The following is a 17703-nucleotide window of genomic DNA, read 5'->3' on the forward strand; positions in this document are numbered from 1 at the left end:
GGCAAGAGTCTATTCCAGATGAACCGTTGCGCGTCGCGACCAGGCGCGCTTTCGGACGCTCACGCGTAGCGCGCGAGGAAGAGATCGGCGGAGGACTCGGCGATCTGGCGTTGCTGCGCCTCGTCGAGCGGGGGCTGGCCCATCGCGACCTGCGGCCAGAAGGCGAATGCCTTCACGACGCCATGCAGTTGCTGCGAGGCGAATGCCGGGTCGGTCGTTTTCAGGCGGCCATCGGCGGCGGCGGCGCGCACCCAGACCGTGACGTCCTCTTCGCGCTCGCCAATGCGGGCCACCATGTCGCGGGCGCGCTCGGGCGAGTGGATACCCGCCGCGATCGCCACGCGCGCAAGCTTGAAAAACGCTTCATCGCTCAGGAGCCGCAGCTTGCGCATCAGCAACTCGACGAGCTGCGCGCGCAGCGGTTCGCCGGCGCGGTAGGTCGGCGCATCGGCGGTCGCGCTCGCATCCCAGAGCTGACACAGGATCGACGCGAACAGCGCCTCCTTGCTCGGGAAATGGTTGTAGACCGTGCGTTTCGAGACGCTCGCGCGCGCCGCAATACGGTCCATGCTCGTGGCGTCGAATCCGGAGGCCAGAAATTCGTCGATGGCCGCCGCGACGATGGCGGCGCGCTTGCGGTCGGTCAGGCGCTGAGGGGTGGCGGGGATGCAATCCATTCCCAAATCTTACACCAGACAGTTTACTTTTCGCCAGAATAAACTACACTGTGCAGTCTACTTCCTGTTTCCAAAGGCAGCCGCCGACATGACCTCGCCTTTCGCATCGCTGAGCCGTACCTTGGGCCTGAGCGCCGCACAACGCGGCCGCGAGCTCTCGTCCACCTCGCCGCAACACGACGGCGAGCGCTTTCGCAACGTGCGTCCGCGCCCGGCCGAGGGGATCGGCAAGACGCTGAAGATCATGTGGAACATGATCTTCCACAAGCCGGGCGGCACCGTGCCCGCCGGCTCGCTGCCCGTTCAGGCGCTCACGCGCGAACAGCTCGAGGCTGCGCCCGACCGCAGCGTCTACCGGCTCGGCCATTCCACGCTGCTCTTCAAGCTGCGCGGCCAGTTCTGGCTCACCGACCCGGTTTTCGCGGAGCGCGCCTCGCCGTTCCGGCACCTCGGGCCCAAGCGCTTTCACGCGCCGCCCATCGCGCTTGCCGACCTGCCGCCGTTGCGCGGCGTGATCCTCTCGCACGACCATTACGACCACCTCGACCGCGAAACCGTGCTCGCGCTCGCCGCCACGACGGGCGTGTTTCTCACGCCGCTTGGCGTGGGCGATCGGTTGATCGAATGGGGCATCGACGGTGCGAAGGTGCGCCAGTTCGACTGGTGGCAAGGCGCGAGTGTCGAGGGCATCGAGTTCACCGCCACGCCCGCGCAGCATTTCTCGGGGCGCAGCCTGTTCGACGGCAACAGCACGCTGTGGGCGTCGTGGGTGATCGCCGACGCCGACCTGCGCGTGTTCTTCAGCGGCGACACCGGCTACTTCGACGGCTTTCGCACCATTGGTGAACGCCTCGGCCCGTTCGACGCGACCTTCATCGAGACCGGCGCGTACGACCCGCAATGGCCCTACGTCCACATGCAGCCCGAAGAAACGGTGCAGGCGCACGTGGATTTGCGCGGCGAGTGGCTCGTCCCGATTCACAACGGCACGTTCGATCTCGCGATGCATCGCTGGCAGGATCCGTTCGAGCGCGTGACCGGGCTCGCGCTCGCGCGCGGCGTGACGCTCTCCACGCCGCGCATCGGCGAGCGGCTCGATCTGGCCGAGCCGCATCGGGGGGAGCGCTGGTGGCGTGAGGTGGCGGAAAGCGCAGAAAGCACCAGGCGGCCCTGGTCGGCGCGCCGTTTGTTCGCTTGCCGTGACGCGAGCGAAGTGCGCTCGTAACACGCTGTCCCGCTCCCTCATCCCCTGCCGCCCGCGCGCCACACGAACGCGCGCGGGCACGCCGGCTGCTCGTTCCCCGCTTCTTCCCCTTCTGCGCAAAAGTCTCCTAAGCTTTTGCATCAAGGCGCGCATCGCGTCCGTCCCGCTTATCACGCCCCATTACCCTTAACGGGATTTCCCCAGGCTGACAGCCCCCGATTTCTGGCATTAAATAAATCAACTTGATTTATTTAGTCGGTCACGCAGTTCCAGGCCGACCCTCTCTTTTGCTTTGCATGGGACCGGAGTCAGCGCTAAAGCGCCAACTCCGGATCGACAGGAGGAGACACGTGAGAAGTCCGCATGTCGGTCAGGGCAGCAATTCCGCCAACGTCCGCCGCTTCAACGAACGCCTGCTGCTGCAGGCGCTGCGTCGCGCGGGCGAGGCGTCGAAGGCCGATCTCGCGCGTCTCGCGAATCTCACGAGCACCGCGGTGGGCACCATCATCACGTCGCTCACGGCCAACGGCCTGATCGAGGTGAGCGGCCGCCGCGACGGTCAGCGCGGCCAGCCCGCCTCGCTGTTGCGCCTCTCGCCACGCGGCGCGTTCGCCATCGGCGTGCGGCTCGACCGGACCAACATCGAAACCGTGCTCGTGGATTTCGCGGGCCAGATGATCGAGCGCCGCTCGCGCGACATGCTGCTGCCGCAACCCTCGGTCGCGCAGGAGATCGTGCAGCGCGACATCGCCGAGCTATTAGGGCTCCTCACAACCGAGGAACGCAGCCGCCTCGCCGGCATCGGCGTGGCGCAGCCGTACAACCTCGGCAGCTGGCTGCGCGAACTGGGCCTGCCTGCCGACACCTTCCGCGTGTGGAACGACGTGGACTTCGCGGGCGAACTGGCCCGCGCCACGGCGCTGCCCGTGTTCAGCGAAAACGACGGCAACGCAGCCGCCATCGCCGAGATCTTCTACGGTTGCGGGCGCCAGCGCGACGACTTCCTCTACCTGTTTCTCGGCCCGGCGATCGGCGGCGGCATCGCCATCGACGGCGACTGTGTGCGCGGCCTCACCGGCAACGCGGGCGATTTCGCAGTGATGCCCGTGCCGCCGAGCCGCCTGCCCTCGGCGCATAAGCCGCCGGGCCAGTGGGACATCCTGCTTTCGCGCGCCTCGCTCATCGCGCTGCGCCGCCATCTGCAGTATTGCGGCGAGACGATCGACAGCCGCGCCGACCTGGAAGCGTGCATCGCGCGCGGCCACCCCGGCGTGCAGGAATGGCTCGACGACTGCATCGATGCGCTCGCGCCCGCGCTGCGCTCGGCGTTCTGCGTGCTCGATGTGCCGGCCGTGGTGCTCGACGCCGACGTGGACGCGGGCCTGATCGACACGCTCATGCAGCGCCTGCGCCTCGCAGTCGCCGCTACCGCGCCCGAGGCGCGCGGCACGCCCGCTCTGGTGCGCGGCACTTTCGGTCCCGATGCGGGGGCGCTCGGCGCAGCCACGCTCCCCATGTTCTTCAACTTTTCGCCGCGCGCGGGCATCCTCATGGGTGCCGGCGCACAAACTTACGCACAAGCGCAGGAGGAGAGCCATGTCGCCCTCTGAGTCCACGCCGCCGCTGCTGGAAATGCGGGGCATCACCAAGACCTTCCCCGGCGTGCGCGCACTCGACAACGTGCGCCTCACCGTCTACCCCGGCGAGGTCCACTCGCTCATGGGCGAGAACGGCGCGGGCAAGTCCACGCTGATGAAGATTCTCTCGGGCGCCTACCAGGCCGACCCCGGCGGTGAGATTCTCATCGAAGGCAAGCCGGTCGTGATCGACGGGCCGCATGCGTCGCGCGAGTTGGGCGTGGCCGTGATCTATCAGGAACTGAGCCTCGCGCCCAATCTCTCCGTTGCCGAGAACATTCATGCGGGCCGCGAACTGCGCAAGGGCGGCCGCCGCTTCGGCACGGTCGACCGGCGCGCCATGGAGCGCGGCTGCGAAGACGTGCTCAAGCGCCTCGGCGCGAGCTTCGGGCCCACCACGCTGGTGGGCTCGCTCTCCATCGCTGAGCGTCAGCTCGTGGAAATCGCACGCGCCGTACACAGCGACGCGCGCATCATCGTGATGGACGAGCCCACCACGCCGCTTTCCTCGCGCGAAACGGAGCGCCTTTTCAAGCTCATCAACCAGTTGCGCGACGAAGGGCTTGCGATCATCTACATCAGCCACCGGATGGCCGAGGTCTACGAACTCTCCGACCGCGTTTCCGTGCTGCGCGACGGCAGCTACGTGGGCACGCTCATGCGCGACGCGCTCAACGCGGAAAGCCTCGTGAGCATGATGGTGGGCCGCGATATTTCGGGCTTCTACAAAAAAGCGCACGCGCCTTACGATCCGGGCAAGGCTGTGCTCACCGTGCGCGACGTGGCCGACGACAAGCGCGTACGCGGCTGCAGCCTCGACCTGCATGCAGGCGAAGTGCTCGGCGTTGCGGGCCTCGTGGGCGCGGGCCGCACCGAGCTTGCGCGCCTCATCTTCGGCGCGGAGCCGCGCGTGCGCGGCGAGATCGCCATCGACGGCAAGACGCTCAACGTGCACACGCCGCGCGACGCGATCAATGCGGGCCTCGTCTACCTTACCGAAGACCGCAAGCATCAGGGCCTCTTTCTCGACATGAGCGTGCGCGACAACATCAACGTCGCCGTGGCCGGGCGCGACGCGCGCATGGGCGTGCTCGACCTCGCGCGCGGCGGCGAGCGTGCGAAGGAAGCCATACGCTCGCTCTCCATTCGCGTACCGAACGCGCGCGTGAACGTGGGCGCGCTCTCGGGCGGCAACCAGCAGAAGGTGCTGCTTTCGCGACTGCTGGAAACGAAGCCGCGCGTGCTGATTCTCGACGAGCCCACACGCGGCGTCGATATCGGCGCGAAGTCCGAGATCTACCGCATCATCAACGACCTCGCCAAAACCGGCGTGGGCATCATCGTGATTTCGAGCGAGCTGCCCGAAATTATCGGCGTGGCCGACCGCGTACTCGTCATGCGCGAAGGCTTGTTCGCCGGCGAGCTGGGCGGCTACACCGGCAAGCCCATCACCCAGGAAGCAATCATCGAACTCGCCACAGGCTCGCAGCACCCGCTCGACGAAGCCGCTTGACCTTCACCGCATACGCAAGAAACGTCCCTCAGGAGTACGACATGAAAAGCATTCTTCCCCGGCACGGTGTCGCGGCCTCGCCCACACAGCCCGCGCAAGGCGCTCAACCCGCACGCAGCGTCGCGGTGGACGGTCATCGCCAGCGCATGAAGTCGCTCGTGCGCACCGCCGGCATGCTGCCGGTACTGGTGCTGCTGTGTATCGGCTTCGGTCTGCTCAACGATGGCTTCTTTACGTTGGAGAATCTTTCGATCGTCACGCAGCAGGCGTCGATCAACATCGTGCTCGCCGCCGGTATGACCTTCGTGATTCTCACGGGCGGCATCGACCTCTCGGTGGGCTCGGTGCTGGCCGCCGCCGCCATGGCCGCCATGATCGGCTCGAACTTCGCGGGCTGGGGCTGGGTCGGCGTACCGATGGCGCTCGCGGTGGGCCTCGGCTTCGGCCTCATCAACGGCGCGCTCATCGCGCTCCTGCGCCTGCCGCCGTTCATCGTCACGCTCGGCTCGCTCACGGCGGTGCGCGGCATTGCGCGCCTCATGGGTCACGACACCACGATCTTCAACCCGCAGCTGTCGTTCGCGTTCATCGGCAACGGCACGGTGCTCGGCGTGCCCTGGCTCGTGATCATCGCGCTCGTGGTGGTGGCCGGCTCGTGGTTCGTGCTGCGCCGTACCGTGCTCGGCCTGCGCATCTACTCGGTGGGCGGCAACCCGGAAGCGGCGCGCCTCTCGGGCATCAAGGTGTGGGGCATCGAAATGTTCGTCTATGCCGTGTCGGGCCTGCTCGCAGGTCTCGGCGCGGTGATGTCGGCGGCCCGTCTCTACGCAGCCAACGGCCTGCAACTGGGCCAGTCCTACGAACTCGACGCGATCGCCGCAGTGATTCTGGGCGGCACGAGCTTCGTGGGCGGCGTGGGCTCGATCATCGGCACGCTGATCGGTGCGCTCATCATCGCAGTCCTGACCAATGGTCTCGTTCTGCTCGGCGTCTCGGACATCTGGCAGTACATCATCAAGGGCCTCGTGATCGTCGGCGCCGTGGCGCTCGACCGCTACCGCCAGCGCGGCTCGGCCCGCACGTAAGCAGCATCGGACATGCATCAGCCGGAAACAATTGCGAGCGCAGGCGGTCCTGCTGCGCTCGCCGGGAAATCACCCAAACAGGACCCCTCAGGAGACAACCTCATGTTCAAGAAGAAAGCCGCTCTCGCCGCTGTCGCCCTCACGCTCGGCTTCGCACTGCAAGGCGCGCATGCCGCCGACAAGCAGCTCAAGTCGATCGGCATTACCGTGGGTTCGCTCGGCAACCCCTACTTCGTGACGATCGTTCAGGGTGCGGAAGCGAAGGCCAAACAGATCAACCCGAATGCCAAGGTCACGGCCGTTTCCGCCGACTACGACCTCAACAAGCAGTTCACGCAGATCGACAACTTCATTTCGGCGCACGTGGACATGATCCTTCTGAACGCGACCGATCCGAAGGCGATCCTGCCCGCGGTGAAGAAGGCGCAGGCGGCCGGTATCGTGGTGATGGCCGTGGACGTGGCCGCCGCGGGCGCCGACGCCACCGTGCAGACCGACAACGTGAAGGCCGGCGAGATTTCGTGCGAATACCTCGCGAAGAAGATCAACAACACCGGCAACGTGATCATCCAGAACGGGCCGCAGGTCTCGGCCGTAATCGACCGCGTGAACGGCTGCAAGCAGGTGCTCTCCAAGACGCCCGGCATCAAGATTCTCTCCGACGATCAGGACGGCAAGGGCTCGCGCGAAGGCGGCATGAACGTGATGCAGGGCTACCTCACGCGTTTCCCGAAGATTGCCGGCGTGTTTGCCATCAACGATCCGCAGGCCATTGGCAGCGACCTTGCGGCGAAGCAGCTGCATCGCAGCAACATCGTGATTACGTCGGTGGACGGCGCGCCTGATATCGAAACGGCGCTCAAGACCGATACGCTGGTGCAGGCCTCGGCGAGCCAGGACCCGTGGAAGATGGCGCAAACGGCGGTGCAGGTGGGCTACGACATCATGAACGGCAAGAAGCCCGCCAACCCGATGATCGAAATGACGCCGCAACTCGTCACGCGCGACAACGTGGGCAGCTACAAGGGCTGGTCGTCGCAGCACTAAGCGCCAGGCGTTATCTGAGCACGGGGCGCCCGTGCTCGCGCGTTCAGGCGAGCACGGCGTCCTTCGTCACCACGCGGCGCGGAATGATTTTCAGGTCGTAGAACGTATCCGCGATCTTCTGCTGCTGCGCGATCACGGCGGCGTCGATAGGCCGGTATTCATGCGCGTAGTGCGTGAGGCCGGTCTGGATTGTCGCCGCGTCCAGGCCCTGGATTGGCGAGAGTTTCGCGGCCGCGGCCGCCGTATTGGCGCGCACCCATTGCCCCGTTTTGCCGAGTTCATCCAGCGCAATCGCCAACGCGTCCTTGCGGTTTTGCGCGAATTCGCGCTGGCTCAAGAAGAATTGATGATGGCTCGCCACGCCGCTTGCATCGGCAAGCAAGCGTGCGCCGTCCTGCGATTCGACGGCCGCAAGGAACGGGTCCCAGATCGCCCACGCATCGATGGCGCCGCTTTGCAGCGCCGCGCGCGCGTCGGCGGGCGCCAGATACACAGGCTGCACGTCGCCGATCGAAAGGCCCTGCTTTTGCAGCAGCGCGACGAGAAACCAGTGCACGTCCGAGCCGCGATTCAGGCCGATTTTCTTGCCCTTCAGTCCTGCCACATCACGGATCGGCGAGTTCTTCGCCACCACCACACCTTCCGCGTGCGGCGTGGGCAACTCATACGCCGTATAGACGAAATCCGCGCCCGCGGCCTGGGCAAACACGGGCGGCGCTTCACCCACATAGCCAAAGTCGATCGCGCCCACGTTCAGGCCTTCGAGCAATTGCGGTCCGGCCGGGAATTCGGTCCACGACACCTTGATGCCGAGCGGAGCCAGGCGCGTTTCGAGCGTGCCGTTGGCCTTGAGCAGCACGAGCGTGCTCGCCGCCTTCTGATAGCCAATACGGAACTGGTCGGGCTGATATTTCGCGAACGCGGTGGCGGGCAGCGCAGCGCTGCCGAGCGTTGCGCCCAGCGTGGCGAGGAAATGGCGGCGGGTATAGGGCCTGGGCGGCGTGGGGCGAGTCATCTTCAGCGCTTCCGTGTTGGCATGGGGCATGCACCCACACGGCGCAGCCATCGAAGCGTTGATGCTACCGGGCCGCACGCGTTCGCAGAACCGATGTTTCGCGCTAAGCAAATCACGCCGGCAGGAATACGCGGGCGTGCAACGCGCACGCCCTATGTGCCGGCCGTCATGTGCGGATTCGGCGACATATGCGCCCCATTCGCGCGATACCAGCGCACGAACGCCTCCGAAGGCATGGGCCTCGCATAGAAAAATCCCTGGATATAGGTGACGCCGCGCGCACACAGATAGTCGCGTTGCACCTGCGTTTCCACCCCCTCGGCCACGAGCCGCGCGCCAAGGCTATGCGCGAGATCGATAATGGCGTCGAGCACGGCCGCCTTGCTGCCTTCCGAGTCGATCGTCAGCACGAAGCCGCGATCGATCTTCAGGATATCGAACGGAAATTTCTCGAGATACGAGAGCGAGCAATAGCCCATGCCAAAGTCGTCGATGGCGACCTTCACGCCTTCGCGCCGCAAGGCCACGAGATTGCTGCGCGCCTGCTCGGTATTGCGCACCAGCGTGCGCTCCGTGATCTCCAGCGTGATCGTCGCGCCGCGCGGCGCAACAGCCGCCCGTAGCGCCTGCACGTCGCTCACGAGCTGTACGCCCGACAGATGCTCGGGCGCGAAGTTGACGCCAAGGTGAAAGCCCGACGCGACGTCCCACGTCGCGACGTCGCGCTCGATGAGCTTCAGCAGATGCTGCGTGAGCGGCACGATCACGTGCTCTTCTTCGGCCACCTGAATGAACTCGTCCGGACGAATCGCGCCTTTGCCTGGCCGCACCCAGCGCAGTAACGCCTCCACGCCCTCGCACCGCCCTGTCTCCACGCCGTAGAGCGGCTGGTATTCGACATGGAATTCATTCGCACGAATCGCTCGCAGCAGTTGTTCGCGGCGCGACTGCCCGCTTTGCTGCAAGCGGCGCACGAGCCAGACGAGCCACGCGGAGAAGGCAACCGCCCACGGCATATAGCGCAGCAGCAGGCCGCGCCAATATTCGAGAATGCGCTCGGGCCGCCCGTAGATCTTCAATTCGATCATGGTGCCCGACATGGGCTTTTGCACATCGGCCAGCAACGGTGCGCCGCGCACGTTCACGAGCGCCATGGCTTCGCGCAATACGCTGCCCTCGCCCACCCTCAGCTCGGCCTGGCGAAACACCGTGAGCGGCGCCGCGCCATGCAGCAGGTCCATCAGATACTGCACGTCCACCACGGCCACGACCGCGCGCCCTGCTTCACCCGCAACGCCAACCAGCAGCGAGGGGCGGTTGCGCACCATCGGCGTGTCGTTGACGATCAGGAGCCATTCGTCCTTCGAGGCCGGCACGCTGCCGTTGAGCCAGCCGCCATCGGGGACAGCCTGTTGCGAGTACGCCGACGAGCAGGCGATACGGCCTTCGTAAAGGATGTTGAGCGTGCGCACATAGGGCACGGCGGCGGCCTTGCGCGTGAGATCCGGCGAGAGCGTATTGCACGCTTCGTTCGCACGCGGCCCGAATGTGCGCGCCGCGCTCTGCGCCGTCTCGACGATCGAGACCACCTGCCCGACGATAAATGCGGAAGCGAGATTCGCCTCGCGCTGTGCGATGCGCTCGGCCTCGTAACGCCCGAGCACCACACACAGCAGGATCGGAATCAGCGCCACGACCAGCAGCACGAGCAAACGCGAGACTCGCGAGCGGACCGCGCCGGGGTTGGGCGAGACTTCGGGCAAGGCGTCCTCCGCACCAGGGCCGTCATGGAGGGCGGCTACGGTATGACGCCAACATACACCAACGCGCTGGCAGCGGGCGCGCGCAGTGCCCGGCGCACGCAAACGTCAGCTAACGTGAACGCACTTTATGCGCATTCGATGCGGTTGCGGCCGCCCTTTTTCGCGCGGTAGAGCGCGAAGTCGCTGCGCGTGAGCGCGCCTTCGGCGCTCATGTCGGCCGCATTCATGAGCGTGATGCCGATGCTCACGGTCAGCGCGACCACATCGCCGTCGACGCCGAGCGGCTGCGCCGCGAAGTGCTCCTGAATGCGCCGCGCGACGCTTTGCGCGCCTTCGAGGTCGGCAGCCGCGAGCAGAATCGCAAACTCCTCTCCGCCGATGCGCCCTGCCATATCGCCCGTGCGCAACTGCGTGCGCAGGATCTCGGCGAAATGGCGCAGCACGTCGTCGCCGATTGCGTGGCCCCAGCGGTCGTTGATCGACTTGAAGTGATCGAGGTCGCACATCATCACGGCCGCGCCCGCGCCGCCGCGCCGCACCTGTGTCAGTTGCGCCTCGACGCGCGCCATGAAATGACGGCGGTTGGCCAGACGTGTGAGACCGTCGGTGCTCGCGAATTCCTGCAGTTCGGCTTCGATGCGCTTGCGCTCGGTGGCGTCCGTGATGAAGCCATGCCAGACCGTCGTGCCGTCTGCGAGCCGCTGCGGCCTCGCGTCGCCCTGGCGCCAGCGCAGGCCCTGCTGCGGCAGCAGCACGCGAAACTCCAGATGCCACGGCGTGAGGTTCGCCGCGGAGAGTTCGAACGAGTCGCGCCATGCGTCGAGATCGTCGGGATGAATCAGCGCGTCGATGCACGCCGTGTCGTGCGCGGCCTGCTCAGGTGTGAGTTCGTAGATCTCGGCAATGCCCGCGCTCGCATAGGAGAAGAACGCGCGGCCGCCGGGCAACTGGCGGCGCTGGAACACGAGGCCCGGCACTTCGTTCGTGAGGTTCGTGATGAGCGCCGCGCTCTCGCGCAAACGCTCGGCCATCTCGCGCATCGAGGTGATGTCCGTGGTCGTGCCGATCATGCGCAGCGCCCGCCCGTGCGCGTCACGGCTCATCACCTTGCCGCGGCTGCAGATCCATTTGTAGCGGCCATCTTTGCAGCGAATGCGATGCTCGACCTCGTAAGTGGGCGTGCGGCCGTCGAAATGCGCCTGCATCGCGGCCTTCACGTAGTCGCGGTCGTCAGGATGCAGCCGCAGATAGCTGTCTTCGATACGGCTCGTCAGCTCGTGGTCTGCGTAGCCGAGTATCGCCTTCCAGCCCACCGAATAGCGGATCTCGCCCGTCACCACGTCGCGGTCCCAGATGCCCGTGCCGCTGCCCGCGATGGCATGCGCGAGCAGGCGTTCGTGCTCGCGCAACGCTTCGAGTTCGGTATGGAGCGTGGATTCGCCGGTGGCGGAAGTTGCGATGTCGCCGCTCGTGGTGAGCGTGGGCCGCACGGCCAGCGCGGCCGCCACACGCGCAAAGTCGCCGAGGCTCGCGCGCCCGGCGGCATCCAGTTCGCGCGGTGCGGGGTCGATCAGGCAGAGGCTGCCCACGTGTTCGCCCTGCGCGCCGTACAAGGGCCACGCTGCCACGAAACGAAGCGGCTTGCTTGCGTGTGCAAGCACGTCGCGCCAGGCGGGATCCTCGGAAATATCGGGCACGATGAGCGGCTCGCGCGCCTCGCCGGCGCCGCAGCCATGCGCCAGCACGCGCAGCGCCTCGTAGAGCGTTTCGTCCACGCCGGCACCCAGCCCACGCTCAGCGGGCGCCTCGCCGGGCACCACGCAGGCTGCCGCCACGCCGAAATGCGCCGCGACGAGCCTCAGCAGGCCGTCGAGCAACGGATCCGCCGCGTCGTGCCCGGCGGGGAGCGAAAACGCATGATCGTGCGAGCGCAACGGTCCGCCCTGCTCCCGCACCCCGGCGCACCCGGCTTTGCTTATGGGCGGCACGGCCTCGGGCATCGACGAGGGAACGGTCATGGCAGGCGCTCAAACAGGAAATTCGAGCGCCTAGTATATAGCGCGCGTCTGGGAGGCCGCCGGCGACCCCGCAAACCTCAGGTGTCGCCGCGCCGGCGGAACACCCACCATCCCAGCAACGCCGTGAAGGTCGCGACCAGCACCACCATGAGCCAGAAGCCGTGGCGGTTTTCCGCGAGCGGAATGCCACCGACGTTCATGCCGAAGAAGCCCGCGACGATGTTGATAGGCAGCGCGAGCACGGTGACGAGCGTGAGCGTGAAGAGCGTGCGGTTGTTCTGCTCTTCGAGCCGCGCGGCAATCTCTTCCTGCAAGAGCTTGATGCGCTCGACGAGTCCGGCCATGTCGCCCAGCACAAGCGAGAACTCTTCGGTCGCCTCGCGCAGGTCCTGCATGTCGGCTGTCTGGAGCCAGCGCGGCGGGCGCGCGAGCAGACGGAAAATCGAGCCCGGCTCCGGCGCGAGCATCCGTTGCAGGCGCACCAGAATGCGCCTCATGGCCGCGAGTTCGTGGCGGCTCGCAGAGCGGCGCAAGGCGAGAAACTGATCCTCGGCGCGATCGACGTCGACATTCGTGCGTCGCACGATCTCCACCATGAGGTCGGCCTGGTCGCGCATCAGGTGGATGAGCAGTTCGGCCGGCGAGCGGAACGTCTCGCCGCTGCGCACGTAGCCACGCAGACGGTCGATGGAGCGCAGCGGCTTCAGGCGCGCCGAGACAAGAATGCGCTCGTGCGTGTACGACCAGAGCGTCGCGATCTGCGAGGGCGTGAGTTCAAAATCGAACATCACGTCATTGACCACGGCGAACAGCCCGTTGTCGACGTGTTCAATACGCGTGGAGTGCGAGCCTTCCACGAGCATCTCGAAGAAGGCGTCGGGCAGGTCGAGATGCGCGCGCATCCACGGCTGCGCCGCGGCGTGGGCGAGATTGAAGTGCAGCCAGTAAAACGTGTCGTCGCGCGCGACTTGCGGCTCGCCGCTCTCGTGCGTGCGCCGCAGCGCCTCGAGGACATCGTCGCACGTGACGGGCTGCCCGGGCTGGCCAGGCGTGAAGCGAAAACCGCAAATGAGGCCCGACAGGTCGGCGCCATACGTTGCGACGGACGAAGCGAAATCCATGGTCGTCATGGCCGGTTGATCGGCGCACAGCATGCCATACGCGTGCTTTTGCAGGCAAGCGCGCGAATCGGTGCGCCGACACGCGTGGGTCATCTGCACATGTTAGGCCACGCCGGGCAAGCCGAGCTGGGTGCGCCCGAGCGCGGTGAGATCGGCCACGCCCGCACGATCCGCCAGATCGGCTTCGATATGCTCTGGGGGAAAGTCGGGCGGGCTGCGGCCTTCGAGAAAGCTCGGCAACTGGCGCTGCAAATAGGCGTCGTTCTTCGCGCAACCCGGCGTGGCCGGAATATACATCACGTTGCTGTAGCCGCTGCCGCGGTGCTCGTCTTCCACGGAGTGAATCACGTCGCAGTGCCAGAACACGGTGTCGCCGGCCTGCATCTGAGGAATCGATGTCAGCGCATCGAACAGCGGCGCATGCCACTCATGGCTGATCGGCAGTCCGCGGCCCGGCTGCGCGCCGCACAGGTCGTCCTCGGCCACGTCGTCCTGAAGCGCGCGCAAAAGGACGTACGCCATGGCGTTGGCGATGGGCACGATCTGCAGCGTGCCGTCGCCGGGGCCCTGCGGCGTGAGCGCGGTCCAGCCCTGGAAGGTGCGGAACATCGACGAGGCGATGCGCGAGGGAATCTCGCTCGCGTGCGTGCGGTACGCGCCGTCGAATGGGTCGTAGCGCCGCCAGTCGCCCGAGAACACGTGGCGATAGACCTGGCGGAAATTTTCGTCGACCCACCGTTCGACCGCACCGCCGTCGCAATGCGCCGCGAGGCCGGGGGCAGCCGTTCCGGGCGGCCGGCGCCGCAGACGGTCGGCGTAGACGGGCACGACATCAGGATCGAAATGCACGCGCCCTTCGCTCTCGTGGCGCCATAGGCGGTTGAGGAAGACGCGCGCGGCCGTCAGTTCGGCGGACTCGCGCGCCTGCACCTGCGGCCTCGACCAGTAGAGGCCATAGATCAACGGGCGGCTCGCCTGCGGCGGCAGGGCGTTGCGTTGCGCCGCGCGTTCGGCGGCACGCGCGTCGAGATCGTTGCGCGCCACGTAATCGGCGATTTCGGCGTCCCAGCGCGCGGCCTGCTCCGGCTCGAACACGCCACGTATCACACAGGCGCCGCGCGCTTTCACGAGCGCGATCGCCTCGGGACTTACGCGCTGCGCCGCGATATCGGCGAACGCGATCTCCGGAATCACGGCCTCGCCCGCCTCGCGCAGCTGGGCAATGTGCCGCGCTTCTTCACCAATGACCTGCGCGACTTCCTCGAACACTTCGCGATAATTCGGCAGTTGCGCGCGCAACATGCGCTTGGCCTGCCGGATCGCGGCCGGTACATCGTCGATTTGAAGTGCCGCCATGCGTGTCTCCATCGGGGTTGAATGCCGTCGTTTGATGGCAAGCATACGCCTCAATTGGCGCGCGCCTGGCGTTAACCGTTTGGCATCCCTCCCCTCAGGTCTTCAAAATTTAAACAGGTAAACTTGCAAGTTTGGCTGTTTATCCTCATCATTCGATGACATATCGCATCCGAATCCGCGTGGATCGTCATGTCTGCCAAAACCCCTGAACCCGCCGTCATCGACTTCATGCAGGCGATCGGCATGCTCGTGCGGCGCACGCGCAACGAGTCGTATGCGGGTGCCCTTTCGATGACCGAGTCCGTCGTCATGTCGCGGCTGGCCAACGACGGCCCCGCCACGATTGCCGCGCTCGCACGCGCCGAAGGCATGCGGCCCCAGTCGATGGGCGCTACCGTCGCGGCGCTCGAGGACATGGCCCTCGTCACGCGCACGCCACACGCGACCGACGGCCGCCAGGTGCTCATCGAGCTGACGCAAAAGGGCAAGCAACTGCGCAAGAAAAACCGCGACGCGAAACAACTGTGGCTCTCGCAAGCCATCGCGAACCTCGACGAAGATGAGCGCGCCGCGCTTTTCAAGGCGGGCGACATCATGAGAAGGCTGGCTGAACGATGAGCGGAACGCGAGATCCCAGCGGCGCCGCCAGCCGGATTCCCCGGTCCGTCTGGAAGGTCGCCGTCGTCGTCTCGATCGGCTCGTTCATGGCGCAGATGGACTCGACGCTCGTGAACGTCTCCCTCTCCGCCATCGGCCATGCGCTCCACTCGCCCGTTGCCACGACGCAGTGGATCATGAGCGGCTACCTGCTGGCGATGGCGCTCATGCTTCCGCTCAACGGCTGGCTCGTGGACCGTGTCGGTGCGAAGCGGCTCTATCTCTTTGCCTTCACGGCCTTCACGCTCGCTTCGGTACTGTGCGGCGCAGCGCAAAACATGGGGGAACTGATCGCCGCGCGCATATTCCAGGGACTCGTGGCCGGGCTGCTCGCCCCCATGGCGCAGATGATGATCGGGCGCGTCGCGGGCAAGAACATGGAGCGCGTGATGGGCTATGCCACACTGCCCATCCTGCTCGGGCCGATCCTCGGGCCAGTGCTTGCCGGCGCCGTGCTGGCTCGGGCAACCTGGCCCTGGCTCTTTTTGATCAACGTGCCGGTCGGCATACTCGGCGTCACGCTGGCCGCGCGCCTGCTCGCGCCCGACGCCCGTCAAGCGCAAAGGCGCCGCTTCGATTTCGCGGGCTTTGCCTTGATTTCGCCTGGGCTCGCCGCGCTCGTCTATGGATTCCAGAGCGCCATGCACGCCGAAGGCGCAGGGCTTCTGCTAGCCGGTGCCGCGCTGCTCGCGGGATTCGTGTGGCACTCGCTACGCCGGCCTACGGCGGCGCTGATCGACGTGCGCCTCTTTGCGGACCGGACGTTCGCGGTTCCCGCCGTCACGCAATTCTTCGCCAACGGCATCATGTATGGACGGCAGCTTGCCGTTCCGCTCTACCTCATAGCAGGCTGCGGCTTAAGTGCCGCGCATGCGGGCTGGCTTCTCGCGGCGACGGGCGCGGGGATGATGGCTTCGTTCGCCTGCATGGGCTCTCTCACTGAGCGGCTGGGCTGCCGCGCGCTCGCGGCAGGCGGGGCGCTGCTGGCGCTGGTCGCGACGCTGCCGTTCCTGTGGATGACCGGCAACGCGTTCTCCACGGGCCTCTCGCTGGCCAGTCTGTTCATCGCGGGCGTAGGACAGGGAACCATTAGCATTCCTTCGATTTCCGCCGCGTATGCCCGGATGCCGAAAGCCCGGCTTCCCGTGGCGAACACCGCATTGAATATCGCGCAGAGAATTGGCGGCCCGTTCGCCACGACGCTCATCTCTATCGCGGTTTCCCTGGCAGTCCCGAGTTCCACCGCTGCCGAACCGCGGCAATTCCTGCCGGCGTTCGCGGCGCTTTGCGGCCTGCATCTCCTGTGCTTCGCGGCGGCCATGCTGCTTCCCGCAAGAGTACGCCGCGCAAACGAGGGCTAACGCCCCGCTCACGCCATTTCACCTGCCGCACTTCGGCGCTGCCGCCGGAAGAACTGCCACATCATCGCCATCGCATCGGGGCCCCGATCCGAATGAAACGCTTCGCGCGGATCGCCGCCGCTCCATGCATGCCCGAGTCCGCGAATGAGGCACACCCGCACGACGAGCCTGCCCGACTTGACATAGTCGGTGTACGCCACCGCGTCGCGGCTATAGGTCCGGATCTCGCCAACGCGCAACTCGCCCTGCGTATCGAGCAGCCGGTTGACACGCGCGAACTGCATGCCGAGTTGCGCGGCGTTGCGCATCGCCACGACCGCATCGATTTCGCCTTGCACGATGAAGGTCGGCACACCCGGATGGGTGGCGACGTCGACCGCGGCATCGACCAGATGCGCCGGGTCTTCGCGGCTGCCGTGACGCATGACGTTCATCGCGCTCATCGTGGAAGTGGCCGCGCCGAAAACCGGCCCCGAGTGCAGGCCAACCGCGGCGAAGCGCAACGGATAGCGCATGGCGAGCACGGACGCGAGACCGGCTCCCGCCGAGATGCCCGCCAGGTAGATACGCTCGCGATCGAATCCGTGCTCGCGCACGATGGCATCGACGAGCGAGGCGACCGCCGGCGCCTCCGATTGCGCATGGTCGCCGTGCCAGTGCCAGCATCGCTGTGCGTGCGCCGTTTTCGCCTGCTCGGGAAGCAGCACGGCGAAGCCTGCGCGATCCGCCAGCCGGCAAACCCGCGTGCCCGCGGCGAACGACTCTACCGTCTGCTTGCAGCCGTGCAGCATGACCACGAGCGGCGTGCCCGTTACCCTGGCCTTGGCCGCGCCGGCGGGCAAATAGAGCGCATACGCGAGATGGTTGACGAGATGCCCGGCCCTGGGCGGCGCGGAATGATAGGAGCGGATCCACCTGCCGCCCGTGCCCACCGGTTGCGCACGCCCCACGTGCGCCTTGCCGCCGCCCTTCGCCGGTTTGGCTGCCGGCCTCGCGACCTGGGCAGCCTTTGCGGGCGCCGCTTTGCGTACGGCGGCCTTTTTCTTCGGTCGCGTTGTGCTCATGCGGGTGAGCAGTTCGAGACCTTTGAGCCAGACGTTGGTCTTTTTCCTGGGCATGAGCAATGGCGACAAGGCGTTTTGATCACGTCACGCCAGGCGGCACACGGCGGACAGCGCGGTACGGCGATCACAGCGATCGAACCGCTGCGAGTCCGACCATCATAACGGCCCTGACCTCGCGCTGAGTT

General features: G+C 66.4%; 14 protein-coding genes. 7 read left to right on the forward strand and 7 right to left on the reverse strand.

Features of this window, described 5'->3' with window-relative positions:
- Positions 1 to 59 precede the first annotated feature (59 nt).
- On the reverse strand, positions 60 to 677 hold the full coding sequence (locus E1N52_RS31500; protein WP_133187238.1) for a TetR/AcrR family transcriptional regulator: 618 nt from the start codon (positions 675 to 677) through the stop codon (positions 60 to 62).
- Between the two features lie 88 nt (positions 678 to 765).
- Between E1N52_RS31500 and E1N52_RS31505 the strand changes: the two genes are divergently transcribed.
- The 5 genes from E1N52_RS31505 to E1N52_RS31525 all read left to right on the forward strand — a co-directional run bounded on the left by E1N52_RS31505 (position 766) and on the right by E1N52_RS31525 (position 7163).
- Entirely contained in the window at positions 766 to 1902 is a 1137-nt protein-coding gene (locus tag E1N52_RS31505; RefSeq protein ID WP_133187240.1) for an MBL fold metallo-hydrolase, read from the forward strand.
- Between the two features lie 329 nt (positions 1903 to 2231).
- Positions 2232 to 3491 (forward strand): ROK family transcriptional regulator, encoded by a 1260-nt coding sequence (locus E1N52_RS31510; RefSeq protein WP_133187242.1) that lies wholly within the window; start codon positions 2232 to 2234, stop codon positions 3489 to 3491.
- Positions 3478 to 5031 carry a sugar ABC transporter ATP-binding protein gene (locus E1N52_RS31515; RefSeq protein ID WP_133187244.1) on the forward strand — a complete coding sequence of 518 codons (1554 nt, stop codon included), beginning with the start codon at positions 3478 to 3480 and terminating at the stop codon, positions 5029 to 5031. The genes E1N52_RS31510 and E1N52_RS31515 overlap by 14 nt, the downstream gene beginning before the upstream one ends.
- A 41-nt stretch (positions 5032 to 5072) precedes the next feature.
- Positions 5073 to 6116 (forward strand): ABC transporter permease subunit, encoded by a 1044-nt coding sequence (locus E1N52_RS31520; RefSeq protein ID WP_133187246.1) that lies wholly within the window; start codon positions 5073 to 5075, stop codon positions 6114 to 6116.
- Between the two features lie 102 nt (positions 6117 to 6218).
- Entirely contained in the window at positions 6219 to 7163 is a 945-nt protein-coding gene (locus tag E1N52_RS31525) for an ABC transporter substrate-binding protein (RefSeq protein ID WP_133187248.1), read from the forward strand.
- Between the two features lie 43 nt (positions 7164 to 7206).
- Here E1N52_RS31525 and E1N52_RS31530 read toward each other — a convergent pair whose 3' ends face one another.
- From E1N52_RS31530 to E1N52_RS31550, 5 genes are all read right to left on the reverse strand, one after another.
- Entirely contained in the window at positions 7207 to 8178 is a 972-nt protein-coding gene (locus E1N52_RS31530; protein WP_133187250.1) for a sulfonate ABC transporter substrate-binding protein, read from the reverse strand.
- A gap of 152 nt (positions 8179 to 8330) precedes the next feature.
- Positions 8331 to 9941, reverse strand: a complete 1611-nt coding sequence (locus E1N52_RS31535; protein ID WP_165979484.1) for an EAL domain-containing protein — start codon at positions 9939 to 9941, stop codon at positions 8331 to 8333.
- A gap of 125 nt (positions 9942 to 10066) precedes the next feature.
- Positions 10067 to 11959: a sensor domain-containing diguanylate cyclase gene (locus E1N52_RS31540; RefSeq protein WP_246089301.1), complete on the reverse strand. Its 1893-nt coding sequence runs from the start codon at positions 11957 to 11959 to the stop codon at positions 10067 to 10069.
- A 77-nt stretch (positions 11960 to 12036) separates the two neighbouring features.
- A complete protein-coding gene (locus tag E1N52_RS31545) occupies positions 12037 to 13080 on the reverse strand; it encodes a transporter (RefSeq protein ID WP_133187330.1) in 1044 nt (347 codons plus the stop codon).
- Between the two features lie 102 nt (positions 13081 to 13182).
- Entirely contained in the window at positions 13183 to 14436 is a 1254-nt protein-coding gene (locus E1N52_RS31550) for a DUF1479 domain-containing protein (protein ID WP_133187254.1), read from the reverse strand.
- A 189-nt stretch (positions 14437 to 14625) separates the two neighbouring features.
- Between E1N52_RS31550 and E1N52_RS31555 the strand changes: the two genes are divergently transcribed.
- Together E1N52_RS31555 and E1N52_RS31560 are read left to right on the forward strand one after the other, a co-directional pair.
- Positions 14626 to 15054 carry a MarR family winged helix-turn-helix transcriptional regulator gene (locus E1N52_RS31555; protein WP_133187256.1) on the forward strand — a complete coding sequence of 143 codons (429 nt, stop codon included), beginning with the start codon at positions 14626 to 14628 and terminating at the stop codon, positions 15052 to 15054.
- Entirely contained in the window at positions 15051 to 16454 is a 1404-nt protein-coding gene (locus tag E1N52_RS31560) for a DHA2 family efflux MFS transporter permease subunit (RefSeq protein WP_133187258.1), read from the forward strand. The genes E1N52_RS31555 and E1N52_RS31560 overlap by 4 nt, the downstream gene beginning before the upstream one ends.
- An 8-nt stretch (positions 16455 to 16462) precedes the next feature.
- On the opposite strand, the gene E1N52_RS31565 is transcribed toward E1N52_RS31560, so the two are convergent.
- Entirely contained in the window at positions 16463 to 17572 is a 1110-nt protein-coding gene (locus E1N52_RS31565; protein ID WP_133187260.1) for an extracellular catalytic domain type 1 short-chain-length polyhydroxyalkanoate depolymerase, read from the reverse strand.
- Between the last annotated feature and the right edge of the window lie 131 nt (positions 17573 to 17703).

This window comes from Paraburkholderia guartelaensis, assembly GCF_004353905.1.
Taxonomy (GTDB): Bacteria; Pseudomonadota; Gammaproteobacteria; order Burkholderiales; family Burkholderiaceae; genus Paraburkholderia; species Paraburkholderia guartelaensis.